13 protein-coding genes are annotated in these 15750 nt (G+C 26.6%); 4 read left to right on the forward strand and 9 right to left on the reverse strand.

Annotated elements, in window-relative coordinates; genetic code table 4:
* Positions 1-191: hypothetical protein (locus UDIV_RS04740; RefSeq protein WP_231428088.1), on the forward strand; the 191-nt coding region annotated here is incomplete at its 5' end.
* A 23-nt stretch (positions 192-214) separates the two neighbouring features.
* On the opposite strand, the gene UDIV_RS03555 is transcribed toward UDIV_RS04740, so the two are convergent.
* From UDIV_RS03555 to UDIV_RS03575, 5 genes are all read right to left on the reverse strand, one after another.
* Positions 215-1702, reverse strand: coding sequence for a YitT family protein (locus UDIV_RS03555; RefSeq protein ID WP_038103398.1), 1488 nt, complete (start codon positions 1700-1702; stop codon positions 215-217).
* A 94-nt stretch (positions 1703-1796) separates the two neighbouring features.
* The gene (gene rplS / locus UDIV_RS03560; protein WP_038103400.1) at positions 1797-2174 is read right to left on the reverse strand and encodes a 50S ribosomal protein L19; all 378 of its coding nucleotides are present in this window, start codon (positions 2172-2174) and stop codon (positions 1797-1799) included.
* Between the two features lie 3 nt (positions 2175-2177).
* On the reverse strand, positions 2178-2870 hold the full coding sequence (gene trmD, locus UDIV_RS03565; RefSeq protein WP_038103403.1) for a tRNA (guanosine(37)-N1)-methyltransferase TrmD: 693 nt from the start codon (positions 2868-2870) through the stop codon (positions 2178-2180).
* 8 nt (positions 2871-2878) lie between these two features.
* Entirely contained in the window at positions 2879-3184 is a 306-nt protein-coding gene (gene rpsP, locus UDIV_RS03570) for a 30S ribosomal protein S16 (RefSeq protein WP_197021676.1), read from the reverse strand.
* 157 nt (positions 3185-3341) lie between these two features.
* The gene (locus UDIV_RS03575) at positions 3342-4187 is read right to left on the reverse strand and encodes a Cof-type HAD-IIB family hydrolase (protein WP_038103409.1); all 846 of its coding nucleotides are present in this window, start codon (positions 4185-4187) and stop codon (positions 3342-3344) included.
* Between the two features lie 262 nt (positions 4188-4449).
* On the opposite strand from UDIV_RS03575, the gene UDIV_RS03580 reads away from it, so the two are divergent.
* A complete protein-coding gene (locus UDIV_RS03580; RefSeq protein WP_038103413.1) occupies positions 4450-6234 on the forward strand; it encodes a ribonuclease J in 1785 nt (594 codons plus the stop codon).
* 152 nt (positions 6235-6386) lie between these two features.
* On the opposite strand, the gene UDIV_RS03585 is transcribed toward UDIV_RS03580, so the two are convergent.
* Positions 6387-7688 (reverse strand): hypothetical protein, encoded by a 1302-nt coding sequence (locus UDIV_RS03585; protein ID WP_197021677.1) that lies wholly within the window; start codon positions 7686-7688, stop codon positions 6387-6389.
* 235 nt (positions 7689-7923) lie between these two features.
* Between UDIV_RS03585 and UDIV_RS03590 the strand changes: the two genes are divergently transcribed.
* A complete protein-coding gene (locus tag UDIV_RS03590; RefSeq protein WP_038103418.1) occupies positions 7924-10425 on the forward strand; it encodes a hypothetical protein in 2502 nt (833 codons plus the stop codon).
* A 442-nt stretch (positions 10426-10867) separates the two neighbouring features.
* Here the strand turns inward: UDIV_RS03590 and UDIV_RS03595 are convergent, their stop codons facing one another.
* Positions 10868-11533 (reverse strand): hypothetical protein, encoded by a 666-nt coding sequence (locus tag UDIV_RS03595; RefSeq protein ID WP_038103421.1) that lies wholly within the window; start codon positions 11531-11533, stop codon positions 10868-10870.
* 2 nt (positions 11534-11535) lie between these two features.
* Positions 11536-12570: a DNA methyltransferase family protein gene (locus UDIV_RS03600; protein ID WP_197021678.1), complete on the reverse strand. Its 1035-nt coding sequence runs from the start codon at positions 12568-12570 to the stop codon at positions 11536-11538.
* Positions 12571-13283: 713 nt separating this feature from the next.
* Here UDIV_RS03600 and UDIV_RS03605 point away from each other — a divergent pair.
* Positions 13284-14255, forward strand: coding sequence for a DNA cytosine methyltransferase (locus UDIV_RS03605; RefSeq protein ID WP_038103433.1), 972 nt, complete (start codon positions 13284-13286; stop codon positions 14253-14255).
* A 5-nt stretch (positions 14256-14260) separates the two neighbouring features.
* Here UDIV_RS03605 and UDIV_RS03610 read toward each other — a convergent pair whose 3' ends face one another.
* The gene (locus tag UDIV_RS03610; protein ID WP_038103436.1) at positions 14261-15556 is read right to left on the reverse strand and encodes an ATP-binding protein; all 1296 of its coding nucleotides are present in this window, start codon (positions 15554-15556) and stop codon (positions 14261-14263) included.
* Positions 15557-15750 lie beyond the last annotated feature (194 nt).

A 15750-nucleotide genomic window follows, 5' to 3' on the forward strand; every position in this document is an offset into this window, starting at 1 on the left:
AAAAACTTTTTCTTCTTTTGCAAAAAAAAAAAAAGGGGCTTTTGGCTTGGATGTTCCGGTTAGTTGTGTTTTATTCTATATACAAATATATCCAAGAAATTACCAAAAAAGAGAAAAACAATCAACTCAAAAGCTACATTTTAAAGCACTTTTCTTACTTAAGTATAAAAATAAAAACCCTTTTCAATTAATGAAAAGAGTTAATATAAATAATTTAGTTAATTGATTTTCGCATTACCATTTCACCATCAATCCCTACAATCGGACTAACGACAATTAAACAGTCTTGATCAACTTCTCGTACTAATCTAATTACATTAGGGAATTCAACATAAGGAGAGATTGTTTGTAGTGATTGATTAACTTTAATTGAAGCATCACTAACTGATTGAGAAATTGTGATTGAATTATTAAAATCATGATTTCGTAGATTTTCAATAACTTTTTGAATATCTTTAGCATATACATCAATCTTTAAACTCTTATGTTTAGGGAAGTAAGCATTTAATAGTACCCCTAATAAAATTGAAGCAATGACTGATGCAATCATATTTGGTGAAAAGAATAATTCCACATCAACAAATCGTTTATCAATTAATGTTCCTGGGACAAATGAACCTAGAATAATACCTAATAATAAAGTAAATACATTAAAGTAGGTTAGAATTGAACCAATTGGTTTACCATTTTTCTTTGAATAAAAGAATGAAACAATATCAGTTCCCCCAGATGAACCACCAGCAATATAAACTGTTGCCATAAAGATTCCATCTAAGATACCATACACAAAAGCATACACTAAAATTGAAGGAATTTTAGGAGCTTGAGCAGGATCTGTTCAAGGTAGAACTTGAACCTTGTTTTCAATTAGTAAATGATATTCATATAATGGTTTACTAAAGTCATATAAAGCATCTTTAGCTTCTGCACTCTTAAAATGATCAAAGAATTGACGTAAGATTACATTACTTGTTTTAGCTTGTTCAGCGTTATAAAAATTGATAAATTCTTGTTTAATAGCTTCATTTTTAATAGCGTCAAAACTAAGTGTTTTATTAGCTAAATTTGCTGTTACATCTCTATCTAATAAGGAGTTGGTAAAGAAGTTATCAATAGTTGGATAAGCAAGTTTATTATTACCAAAAATCATAATTTTATCTGTATTAGGAATTTGAGCAATAATAAACCCAAAGACTTGAGCCGTTAAAATATAAACTAAACTCATTAATGCAAAGTGTTTACCAATTTTAAAATAAGCAAAAATTAGTAAAGGAACATTAATAAAAACAACTAATAATCAGAATAAAATATCATAAGCTATTTTTGCATTATAAGCATCATTTGATGATGTAATGATAATAGATTGAGCAAGCCGAGCAATTCCTTGTGATAGACCAGTAATTCCAGGAGAATAAATTCCTGTGTTTTGTACAAGCACTAAACCAAGTAAACCTGTTAATAAAGAAAAAGCAACAATCGCTAGATAACGAATTCAAATCCGTTTAGTAGTATATAAACTAGCAAACTTCAATAAACCAGCTTTATAACGTACTTTTTCAATTTGTACACCATTTGGTTCATGAATCATTGTTTGATTAGTGTTGATTCTACTTGTTCTTTTTAATAATTCATTTGTACGCTGTGGATTCTTTTTAACTCACTTACTAAAACTAAATTTAGATTTGTTTTTATTTTCTTCCAACTAAACCAACTCCTTTCAGCAATTTTTCTTGTTTAATAATGAAACAAAAGCAACAATTAATTATACTAACTGTTGCTTTTTAAGATCGTTCATACTATTTATATTTATTTTTAATTTCTTTAATTCTTGCAGATTTACCTGAACGGTTACGCATATATGAAATGTAAGCACGACGCACTTTACCATAACGTAACACTTCAATTTTTTCAACAAGTGGTGAGTGGATGCTAAAGATTTGTTCAACACCCACGCCATCAGATTCCTTACGAACCATAGCAGTTTCGCTAGCTCCAGAACCAGTACGACGAAGCACAACACCTTCGAATTTTTGAATTCTTGATTTTTTACCTTCACGAATTCGGTTATGAACAACAACCGTGTCCCCAGAACTGAAATAAGGAATATCTTTTTTTAACTGTGTTGAGTTAACGTAATTTAGGATTTCACCCTTATTAATTTTCATAACTGACATATTTTACACCTTCCTTTTATTATTAATATATTTTGTGTATAAATCAAAACGATTTTGTTTAGTAATTAACTCTTGTTGTTCTAAGCGATAAGTTGCAATATTTTTATGATGACCTGATAATAAAACATCAGGCACTTTATATCCTTCGAACTCAACTGGTTTTGAATAAACCGGATAATCAAGTAAATAGTTATTAAATGATTCAGAAACTAAACTATCACTTGATATAACTCCATCAATTAATCTAACAATAGCATCTGCTATTATCATGCAAGGAATTTCTCCCCCAGTTAAAACATAATCACCAATACTAATTGTTGCATCAATGTAATGATTAATTCGCTCATCAAAACCTTCATAATGACCAGCTATTAAAATAATATGATCATACTTAGATTTTAAATCAACAGCTATTTGTTGATTAAAGACAGAACCCCTTGGACTTGTTAAAATTACAATTGAATTTTCTGTTTTAATGGCTCTAATTGCATCAACAATTGGTTGAAGCAACAAAACCATTCCAGGTCCGCCCCCATATTGATAATCATCAACCTTTTTATGTTTATCTTTAGAATAAGCTCTAAAGTCAATGATTTCAATTTCAACATGTTGATTAGCTATTGCATTCTTAATAATTGAGTGATTTAGTCAAGTTGCAAACAAATCACTAAAGATTGTTAAAATACTAATTTTCATGTAGCAAATTATTTTGCTTTCTTTAATTCAGCCTTACGTTTTTTATTAGCATCTTTAAGTGCAGTGAATTCTTTTCATACACCTTGTTGAGATAAAATGCTTTTTACAGTATCGCTAGGTTGAGCACCGTTCTTTAGTTGTTCAAGTGTACGTTCATTATTTAAAACAACTTTTCCATCAATTGGATTATAGTGACCTAAGTTTTCAATGTAAGCACCATTTGCTTTAGCTTTAGCATCCATAACTACAATTCTAAAGTATGGTCGCTTGTGTGTACCAACACGTGTTAATCTAATTCTTACCAATGTTTTCACCTCTTTTAAGTTAGTTATTTATATAAATAGACGACGTCTAATCAATTTTAGACAACCTAACAATTATACATAAAAATAATAAGCCCGTCAAGCTTTTTTGCTTAACGGGCATTAATTTCTTACTTAATCCTTATTTAAGGACTTTTTAATTATATCTTTAATGATTATTTAATAAATATTGATTAATAAAAATACCAACAGAATCTTTGTGTTTCTTTTTGTTAATTATTAAATCAACATAGTCTTTAATATGTATTCTTTTAAGTTTAGCAGCTGCACTTAGATTAGCTATTTTAAACATTGGAATATCATTTGAACTATCTCCAATACAAGCAATTTGATCTAAGCTAGTATTAAGAAGTTTAGCAATGAATTTCATTGCTTCTCCTTTATCTGTTTTTTGGGGTGTAATTTCTATAATGTGTTTTGAAGTATATGATACTGTTGCTTGATTATTACACAGTTCTTTAAGTTGTTGATATATTGAACTATTTAGTTTTTTATAAAGGGCATTAGGTAAGATATTAACTTTATAAACCTTATCATTGATTGGATCATATTGTTTAGGTTTTATAACAATATGGCTTGTATAATAAAGTTTAATTAATCAAGCATAGGAAATATTAAATAATTGAATAGTCATTTCATCAATATATGTTTGGTTATATGGTCAAAACCCTAAGTTGTTTGTTTTAGTAAAATCAAACAACTTAGTTAAGATTTCTGAATCAATTAATTTAGCTGATAGAACTTTGTGATTAATACAATCATAAATAAGAGCACCATTGAAGCAAGAAATATATTGAATCTGGTAGTTGATTTTATTTTTTATTAAGCTAACTACTTTTAAAGTGTTAGCTAATGATCTTCCAGTTGATAGAACAACTGTTCCATTAGCTTTTGTGTATTTATCTAAAGCTTCTAAGTTATATTTAGAAATAGTTTGGTTTTTAGTTAGTAAGGTGCCATCTAAATCAATGAACAAATAAGGATGTTTAAGCATACTATTAACCTTTATTTAATATATTAATAATATTATAAGAATAAACATTTAAACTTAGTTATATTAACTATATTTTGGTTATTAATTGTCATATTTATAAATAAATCTACTAAAATTATATTATTACATCATTAATTAATGATTTTAGTTATTGATGTGTTAGATCAAAAAGATATATTTATCAATCAATAAACAAGATTTTTAGATTTTGTTTTTAAATTAAAAAGAATAATATTTAATTAATAATAAACAAAGGAGTTGTATGGAGAATAATAAAAAGATTCCTACATATATCTATGCTCTTGGTGGGCTAGAAGAAATTGGTAAAAACACATATGTAGTTGAACATGATGATGAGATTTTAGTTGTTGATGCTGGAATTAAGTTTGGAAATGCAACAATGCCAGGGTTCGATGGAACGGTTGCTAATTTTGATTATTTAGTTCAAAATTACAAAGGAATAAGTGGATTAGTAATCACTCATGGGCATGAGGATCATATTGGGGGAATACCACACTTATTAAGACAAGTGCCAATTAAAAAGATTTATGCACCACCACTTGCAGCAAAATTAATTCAACGAAAAATTGGTGAGTACAAAGATTTAAAGAAACCAGAAATCATTGTTTTTGAAGATAAAACGATGTTTAAAACAAAGAATTTTGAAGTTGATTTTTATCGAGTGTGTCATTCGATTCCTGATTCATTTGGTGTCTGTATTAAAACACCAAATGGTTATGTAGTATCAACTGGTGATTTTAGATTTGATTTTGGGACTGCTGGAGATCAAACTGATTTATTTAAGATTGCTGAAATTTCAGCTCGTGGTATTGATGTTTTATTATCTGAAACAACAAGTGCTGAAGTACCTGGATTTTCATCTAGTGAATGTTTTGTAATTAAAAATATTGCTGATTATATGAGTAAAGCAAAGGGGCGAGTTTTTGTTTCAACTTTTGCTTCTAACTTAGGTCGGGTTGAGCAAATCATTGATGTAGCTGTTAAAATGAATAAAAAGATTTGTATCATTGGCAAATCAATGGAAGCAAATGTTAAAACAAGTCGTGCTTTAGGATATTTAAAAGTAGCTGAAACAACTTTTATTTCAAGTAAGGAATTAAAGAATTATCCTGATAATGAAATAGCTGTTATTTTAACTGGTTCACAAGGTGAATCAATGGCTGCTTTAAATGTAATGGCAAATGGTAAACACTCTAAGATTACTTTAAAACCTTCGGATACAATCATTCTTTCATCAAATCCAATTCCAGGAAACTGAAGTCAAGTTGAAGTAATGGTTAATAAGCTTTATCGTTTAGGTGTAACAGTTTATGAAAATACACCAAGTAAGAAGATTCACGCTTCAGGACATGCTACACAAAGTGAATTACAAATGATGATTAAAGCTGTTAATCCAAAATACTTATTCCCAATCCATGGGGAATATAAAATGTTAAGAGCAATGCAAAAAAACGCAATGAACATTGGGTTTAAAAAAGAGAATGTAATCATTGCTGTTAATGGTGAAAAATTACAATTACTTGATGGTGTATTAAGTAGAAGCGACATCATTGTTGATGCAACGCCTAACTACATTAATGGTAATGATATAAGCACACATGCTGCTTCATTATTAAAAGAACGGTTTGAATTAGGAAATGATGGAGTTATCTCAATTTCATTAATTGGTTCTAAAACAAGAAAACAAGCTGTTTTATCACCAACAATTACAACTCGTGGATGTTTTTATGCACGAGATTCAATTAACTTAATTAATCGTTTATCAACATCTGCTAAAACAATTCTTTCTCAAGATTTAAATGGTAATGATTTTAATATTAATAAAACAACTAAAGCGATAGCTGAAGAAATAAGATCAACTGTTTGAAAATGAAGAAAGAAAAATCCAGTTGTTTTAGTTGATATCTTATTTGAAGAAGATATCTTAGAAAAGAAAGAAAAAGAAGATTATATCCAACTTGAAGTTGATCAAGAATTTGATGATCTTTTAGTTGAAGAATATGATGAAATGGTTGATAACGCTTAGTTTTCAATATATTTAAATAAATACTATATAGAACTAATGGTAGTGTGTTGCCATTAGTTTTTATTTAGCTAATTTTATTAAATCAACCCCAATAAAAAACCATAGCTATTTAGCTATGAGTTGGAATTATAATAGTTAACTAAAAGATTATTTTATGCTTTAGTTATTTTGAATGGATTAGCTAATAAATTAGCTTCATCAATATTATCTACTTGTTTATTAGGATCTTTGATATATACATGAGTAATAGTGTATTCTCCACTTTTAGTTAGAGTTTCACTACCTACAACTTTAACATCAACAGGATCTTGGTTTATGAAGATTTCAATGTTAGAAATATTTACTGTATTCATTCCTCTAACTGTTTCTTCATTAGGGAATTTGAATTTGAAAACTAATTGTTTATTCTTTAGCTTACTTAAAACATCATGAACAGCACCTACTAAAGTAGCTTCTAATTTGTTGTTTTGATTAATGAATAATTTAAACACTTTAATCTTGGTATTTGGTTTGTTTACTAAAACCTTTAATCGTTCTTGATTTTGTAGTTCAGTATTATGTTTAACTAATTCGGTTTCTGTTTTTATTAAGTCTTCAAAGAATTTAGCTATAGTTTCTCAGCTAGTTGTTTGATCGTTTTTGCTAAATTTGTATTTATCAAATAATGAGTTGATTAAATTATTGTAAACTTGTTCATTCTTTTCTTTTAATGTTGAATACAATGTATCTAGTTGATCCTTGGTGTTAACAATATAAGTTACTATCTTATTATTTGGTTGTACATTTTCTAATCGTTCATTTTCACTTAAACCATTAATAAATACTTGTAAGGTAATAGCTGAAGCAAGCGACTGATTAACAAAGGCATTTAAACTAAATACTTTTGGTTTTGGAGACTCTGTCTTATTTGTTGTAATTTCTTCATTTAAAGAATCAGTCGAAGGAGTATCTGACTTTTCAATTTCATTCTTAATATTAACTACTTTATCTTTGATATCTTGATTTAAGTATTGTTGTTCACCATCAACAGCTGTTTTTGATTCATAGATAATAAAGCTATCTAATAGATATGATTTATTTGGATCTAAATTATTAAAAACAAATGAAGCTTTGTTATTGTTGATCTTAGATCTGTTATTTGATCTGATGAATTTATTACTATCTTTTTCTTTTAAGACTAATTCTAAGTATTTGTTATTATCACCATTAATATTAACTATCAAGTTATATTGATTGTTGCTTTTAACTAAACTAAGTTTAGAATTATCTTTAATACTTAATGATTGAGTTGTGGTTTTAGATTCTTGGCTTTGATCTAATTTTTGTTCTTGTTTTTCAATTTGGCTCTTTTGAGTTGATTTATTGTTTGAACAAGCAACAATTAAACTACTTACTGTAATTGTACTTAATGATGCTAAAAATACCATCATTAATTTTCTTTTAATATTTATCATCATAAAATCACTTTCTAATCTTTTGTGGGTTGATATTCTACACTAAAAAGAGAAAAAATGCAACATTTAGGCAATAATTTGTATTAAACAACAAATGATAAATAGCTATTAAAATAGTTGATTAGATGATATTTTTATTTATAATATTAACCTATATAAAATGCATGTACAACTTAATTAATTATTAATTTTGTTAGTTCATAAATTATATGGAAGTATACGGAGATGAATTTAAATGAAAATTAAACGAAAAGGAATATTTGCTTTTGCTTCAATTGGGATAGTAGCTATTACAACTACATTAATAGCTAGTTGTGCAAGAAGTACTAATCCAACTTTAAAAAGTGAATTAAATCTAGAAATAGTAGAAAAAGTACTAAGACCAACTAATAATCAAAAATATGGGTTAAAACTAAAAATTAATAAAGCTTATGCTGATCATTTTGTACAAGTTGATTTAGTTAAATCAACAACTAATGCCAACTCTATAAGTTCAGATAAAAATAAGATTAGTTCAAGTGGTGAAGTTGTTGTTCAGTTTTCTAATCTTGATTTAGATTCTAAATATTTAATTAAGCGAGTAAAAGTTTTTAAGAAAATCAATGATCAAAATCCATTGATTAATCAAGAATATAAAACTAAAGATTTATTAAATGTTCACAAAGTAGTTAATTCATCTACACCAACAGAAAATTTAAACCAAAATAATAATCCAGATCAAAGTCTAAACCAAAAAGGCGAATCTAAACTTTCATCAATTAATAAAGTATTTCGTGATGGTATTGTATATAAAAAATCAAACGATAGTTTAGAATACAAGACTGCTGTTGATGATGAGTTTAATGATAAACAACTTACTTTGGAAGTTGTTAATTTGGACGGTAATCAATCACACCATTTTGATGCCATATCCAAAGATAATTTAGTTGCTTTTGATCTATCACAATTAGGTTCTGGAAACTATCAAATTAAACAATTAAAAGACAAAGAAGCAGATAAACAACTTTCAATAAATCAAATTAAATTCACACATGCATCTACTTTTACAAAACCATTTATTATTAATTCATCAGGACAAACTAGTTTAGAAGTTGAAAATTCAAACATAAAGAAGAATGAATACTACTATGCTATTTTTAAAGATAATAACAATAGTGATGATGAATATAAAGTATTAACCCAAGCTAAAGAAGATAATAAATTAAGTTTCAATGTTGGTGTTTTAACTAACAAAACTTATACTTTAGATCGTGTTGAATCGAACGAAATTGATACTTTGGAAAAGAATCGAAGAGTTGTAGTACCTAATGCTCAATTAGATGAAAAATATAAAGACAGTTTTCAACTATCAAATGCAGATGCTAAAGTAGCTAATAACAAATTAGAATTAAAAACTAACAATGAAACAATTAACAATTATTTATCTTTTTCACTTCCATACGAAACAACAGATAATAAAATTTTCCAAAAAGTTTTAGTTGCTAAATTTAAAGATGATTTAGGAACTTCTTTAGAGTCAACAGGCTCGTATGAAAAAGACAAATTTATATTTGATACTTCTAAACTTTCTACTAATAAATTATGAACATTAACTGAATTTTCTATAAAAGAAAAAGAACTTTTAAATCATTCAGAAAAAACATTAATTAATAAACTAGAATTAAAAACAAATAAACCAGCTTATGTTATTAACAATGATATAAGTTCAACCAATCTTGCTATTCAATCAAAAATAAAAACAGTAGATGTTAACACTAATGAAGATAAGTCAAAAACAATCAAATTTTATAACACTAAGTTAGCTAATCAAACTGTTAAATTATCTTTAGGGAATGAAACAGATGATCAGTTAGTTGAGTTAACTGCAAAAGTTAATGATGGATTAATAGCTACTTTTGACTTAAGTAAAGAAGACAATTTAGATAATAATAAAAAATACATTATTAAGAAAATTACTGATAATACCGGAAGAGATATTGCTGATGTAGCTAATTTAACTGATGTAGAAAAATATCTTTATAAAAATAAGTTTTTGATCAGTGCTAGTGTAACTCACCCATTAGCGAATAGGGATTTTAGAGATGTTCAAATTAATGTACCCGGTTTAGATGAATTAATTACACGTGATGATAGAAAATACTTAACTTTTGTTTTTGAATATCAAGGTCAAGCAATGCCTAATGTTACATATAAGGACGATATTGTAAAATGACAAATAGGCATTAACAATCTTAAAAACGCTAAAGAACATGAAAAAGTCGAAAAAGAAGTAAAGCTAATAAATCCACAAGACAATGGTTTGGTTGTTAATTTAGATATTCCTCTTAATAGACATTATCAACTAAAAAGAATCGAACTTAAACGACCTAATAAAACGATATTGTTGTATAAAAATGATTCACAAAGCTACAACATCACAAACGGCTATGGTGTTAACAATATTTTAATTAAAGATAATAATCTTGAAGTGGATTTAATTGCTGATAATGAAAAGAAACATATCAATACCAGTTTTACAGTTTATATAAAAACACCAAGTAATGAAGTGAAAAAAGTTAATGGGCAAGTCTCTTCTACTTTAAATGCAACTGGTAAAATTCTTCAACACACAATTTCATTAAGTTCTATAGGCTTCAATTTAGATGGGGCTAAAGCAATCGCTCTTTCATTAAATGATGAGATGCACGACAAATACAACATCTTAAATAAAGAATTTGAACTCAAAAAAGAGAACTAAAGACAAAAGATTCTCATAAGAAACAAACACAAATTTGCGGATTTTTTAATTTCTTTCCATTTTTTCTTTGAATATTTGTGTAAATTTCTATTCACCCCCTTGCTCTATAATAGGTTAAGAATAGTGAAATAAATTCCTACCTAATTCTTATACTGAGATAAAAAACCTACAATGGAAGATACGAACTTATGTTCGATATAACTCCAAAAGTAGGTTTATTTTACATAGAAATTTAAATAAAATTCCAAACAAAAACCATAAGGATTTGTGATTAGCTATTTTCAAAGCGACTATAGTTTATTACCAATTATATAAATACACATATTATTGCACTACATATTTAGTTTTTAAATTGTGAACGTAAAAGCTACCGCTTTAGACATATTATTTAGGCGACATAGATAATATTTAAAGATTTATTTTGTATCAACACTAACCTATTTTATTTATTATCTTCTTCGTCTTGATCTTCTATACATTTATCAATCTCTTTTTTGAGTGAATCTACAGAAGATATGATGCATTTTCTAGATCCTATAACCAAGTTTCTTAACTCCTGAAATTTCTTTTCACGGTAGTAATCACCATCACATATTGCAATAAATAAATTTTCTTTATTTATATTTTCTCTTGCGTGTTTTAAAAATGATTTTACATCATCATATTGATTATCCTGTGCTCCACCTCTGTCTTTAGTGTATTTGTGCGATGCATAAACAATATAATTTTTGTATTTTCACTTAAAATCAATAGATTTTGTATGATTCTTAGTAGTTAAATTATTACGAGAAACAACTAAACCATTTGAGAGGTAAATAGATTTTTCACTATTTTTAGGTAATATTTCAAATTCTTCAAATTCTTCAAAGTTACTATTAATATACTTTTCAACTAGCTTTTCATGGAAATTTTGTTTTTGAGGATCTTTAGCGATGTGATTTATTAAATGAACATTTTCTAAAATTTCTTGTTGCAAATAATTCAAATCAAAATCGTATCTTTCAGCATATTTCTTTAACTTGTCTTGATATTTTTCAGGATTTCTAACAACATCATTGATGTTATTAGTTCTCATTTCCTTTATTTCATCTTCAAATATATTTCTCATTTTTACACCTTAACAGCCTTTAAGCTTTTGTTCTCTAAATAAGTTTTATTTAAAATATTTCTAGCTGTTTTAAAATCTAATCTACGTCTATATTTAAAATCTTTTCTTAGGCACTTGAACGATGTCATAAACACATCATTTGTTGAATCTCTATATTTTTTTAAATTTTTATTTACTTCTTTAATAAATGCTTCTAACTCAGATTCGCTTTCAAATTTTAAACCTGAAATCTTTGTTATACTTCTTGAACTGGTTTTTATTTTTTCGTTTTTAATTTCAGATCCTTTTACAAATTTTATACTTTCGCTTTGATTGTTATCAACGCCATATAAACCAATATTTCCGTTAGGATCATTAAATTTTCAGGGTATATTTGACGTATATGTTATTAAATTCTCACCCAAATCTTTATAATAGCCAATATTAATATTATTTTTAACAATAAAAAAGTCTTCTGTTTGTTCTTTATTAAATAATGCTAAGCAAACTGGCACATCAGTGTCTTCGAACATTCTCATTTCAAGAGAAATTATGCAATAAAGTCTCTCGTGATATTTATTTGAAGTTATAAATGATTCGGGGATTATAGCTGCTACAAAATCAACATTTTTGAGCATCAAGTCTAAACTTTTCAAATAAAGATCGTCAAAACTATAGTCAAAATTTTTAGATTGCAATTGTGTTGCCTTGTTTTTAGCTAGATAAGGAGGATTTGTTATCGCTACAGCAAAACCTTTTGGGAAATCTTTAATTGTATCCTGACAAATTATTTCAAATTCAGGGCAATTATTTGTCTCAGGCAAATTTAGATCATAACATTTTCAACTTTTTGGTTGTTCTAGGTTTAATGATTCAATCAATTTTATAATATTATTAGAACCAGCAAACGGCTCCAAAAAAGTCAGATCTTGAATTGGGCAAATTTTGTTGATGTTATTATATCATTTAAAAAAATAATTATTTTTAAACGGGTTTGTTATTGTATAAAATTGACCATTTAATTTTTTAAAAACATTCTCTTTCATATTCTCTTTCATATTCTCTTTCATCATTGTTATTATTAATTATCCTACACTTTTAACAAAATTTTGCCATTTATTTTCGTTTTATAAATTCCTAAAATAAAATAAGGTAAAATTTTTAATTATTGTGTTTTTTAGTACGTTATTATTGTTGCTTTAGTATTTTAAATATTGATATGTTTATTATTAATTTATTAAACAAAATCTTCTAATTGACCATATAAGATATTAATTTATTATATATGCAAGAATAATCCATCACATTTCCATTGCTCATATAGAAATAATTCTTTAAAAATCTAAATTTTTAAAAACTTCAATAATAGATTTAATGGCACCAACATCATTACACTTGTAGCGATCTTTTTTATTTTAAACTAGTTAAAAACAAATTCTAATTGTTTCATATGTCAGCTTAAAAGATGTTTCTTTAGCTATTAAAGCGGTATATCCTAATACTCGATTTAAAATCTATAGTTTGTCAATAAGATATTCTACTAAGTTTCTAAATTAGATGATTTAAATATACTTTTAAATAACATAATAATCATTTTTAACTCAGAGAATATTAACTTTAACTTTACTCCACCATCCATTTAACACTCTTTTTCAAACCACAAAAAGAATGAAAATATCCACTTTTTCAACTTTTTATATTATTATAAAAAGTATACTTTCTGTTTATACAATATAGCCATTATTGATTAATAGGTTATATAGGTGTAAATATGAAAAACAAAAAGATAGTAGATTTATTTGCAGGTGCAGGTGGTTTAACAATGGGGTTTGTACAAAATGGTTTTGAAATCATTGATACAATAGAATTTTGAAATGATGCAGTACAAACTTATAATCATAATTTCAAAACAACAATAGTTCCTAAAGATATTACATCAACATCAATTAGAGAAGAATTAGAAATTAAACATGCTAACAAGGTTGGTTTAGTAATTGGTGGTTTTCCTTGCCAAGGTTATTCAATAGCTGGAAAAAGAAGAATAGATGATGAACGAAACCAATTATATATTTATACAATTGATGTAATAAAAAGATTACATCCTGATGTATGTGTTCTAGAAAATGTTAAAGGTATTTTATCTTTTAAAGAAAAGGATAATGAATTAGTTGTTGATAAGATGATTAAGAAGATGAGTGAAATTGGTTATTATACAAGATATATTCTTGTTGATAGTTCTAAGTTTGGTGTAGCTCAAAAAAGAGAAAGAGTAATTTTTATTGCTTCACCAATTAATAAGAAAGATAAAGTTGATGAAGTTATAAAGAAAATAGGAAGTGTTAACTTACCAACAGTTAGCACAAAAGATGCTATATCACATCTAGAACAAGCTAAAGAGAATAAGGTAATTAATCACATTTTTACTAATCATTCAGAATCAATGATTAATAAAATGTCAACTCTTAAAGAAGGTGAAAGTTTATATAAGAACTACACTGATGCATTTAGAAGAATTTATTATGATAAACCATCACCAACTATTAAAGAAAATCATGGTGGGGTTCATATTCATCCTAAATTAAATAGAGTTCTAACACCAAAAGAGATGGCTCTTTTACAAAGCTTCCCAGATGATTTTATTTTCTTAGGAACTAAATCTAGTATTCTTAAACAAATAGGTAATGCAGTACCTGTTAAGCTATCTTATGAAATAGCTAAAATAATTAATGAAACTTATAAGTAATAGTTTTATAAATCAGTAAGTGATTCAGCCAACAAGAAATCTTCTATACCAATATATAAAATTCCATTATTATCATATCTAGGGATGATCTTCTTTTTTACAATCACCATCTTTTTAAATGAATCATTCACTCTTTTAAGAGATGCTATTTCTTGATCTAGTTTTTCTTTAGTATCTACATTTAAAGCTGATTGAATATAGTATCTTTGATTCCCTAGATTAATAACAAAATCAATTTCTAATTGAATTTTTACTCTAGTATTATCTTTTTTAGAATCGTATTCAACTACTCCTACATCAACATTATCTCCCCTAGAAACTAAATCATTGTAGATGATATTTTCCATAATATGGTTATCTTCTATTTGTCTAAAATTTAATCTAGCATTTCTAAGACCAACATCAGCAAAATAATACTTATAAGGAGTAGAAAAATATCTTGACCCTTTAACATCATATCTGTTTGCTTTATATAAAACATATGCTTCTTCAAAGAAGTTAAAATATTTTAGAATTGTATTTGAAGATATTTTCATTTGTCTTTCTAATAGAAATCTTCTTGATAGTTTAGCTGGATTAATTAATGATCCAACAGAAGAACAGACAAAATCAAGCAACAACTCTAAAATTTCTTTTTCATTTTTAATATTGTTTCTTTCAAGCACATCTTTTATATATGTTTCATTAAATAAAGTTGATAGATATTTATTCTTTTCTTGATGTGTTGATAAACTATAAATATATGGCATCCCACCATATAAACTATAATGTTCAAAAGCTAATTCTTTATTTTCATATAAATCATATACTTCTTTAAAAGATAATGGATTTATATGGATTTGATCCCCACGATCTCTAAATTGAGTTAGTACATCAGAAGAAAGCATTCTAGAATTAGAACCAGTTACATAAACATCTAAATTATTAGATTTTATAAGAGCTAAAAGAACATCAACAAAAGTTACACTTCTCTCTTTACTTTGTACATATGGATTAGCTACAGCTTCACATAATTGAATTTCATCAATAAAGATATAGTACATTTGATCTTTGTTTTTGATTTTACTTTTAATATAATCGTTTAATTCAAAAGGATTTCTATATTTAAGATTTTCAATATCATCAAGAGCTATTGTTATGATTTGATCATCATTGATTTTATTAGCTAAAAGATAGTCTTTGTATAAATTAAATAATAGATATGATTTACCACATCTTCTTATTCCTGTAATGATTTTGACTCGACCATTTCCTTTTTTGTCTATTAGTTGATTTAAATAGTAATCCCTTTTGATTATCATAATAAAACCTCATACAAAGAATTAAGGTGGAATTCCACTTTTTTTATTCGAATCTTTTTAACACAACAAATATTACTAATTAACTTTAAGTGAAAAATTAAGGTGGAATTCCACTTTTTTATTCGTATCCAATAATTTGATTAGTTATATAAATTAAACCAACTCTTACAACTCTTATCCCATCAACACAAAAC

It is taken from the genome of Ureaplasma diversum NCTC 246 (assembly GCF_000731915.1).
In the GTDB taxonomy this organism is placed as follows: domain Bacteria; phylum Bacillota_I; class Bacilli_A; order Mycoplasmatales; family Mycoplasmoidaceae; genus Ureaplasma; species Ureaplasma diversum.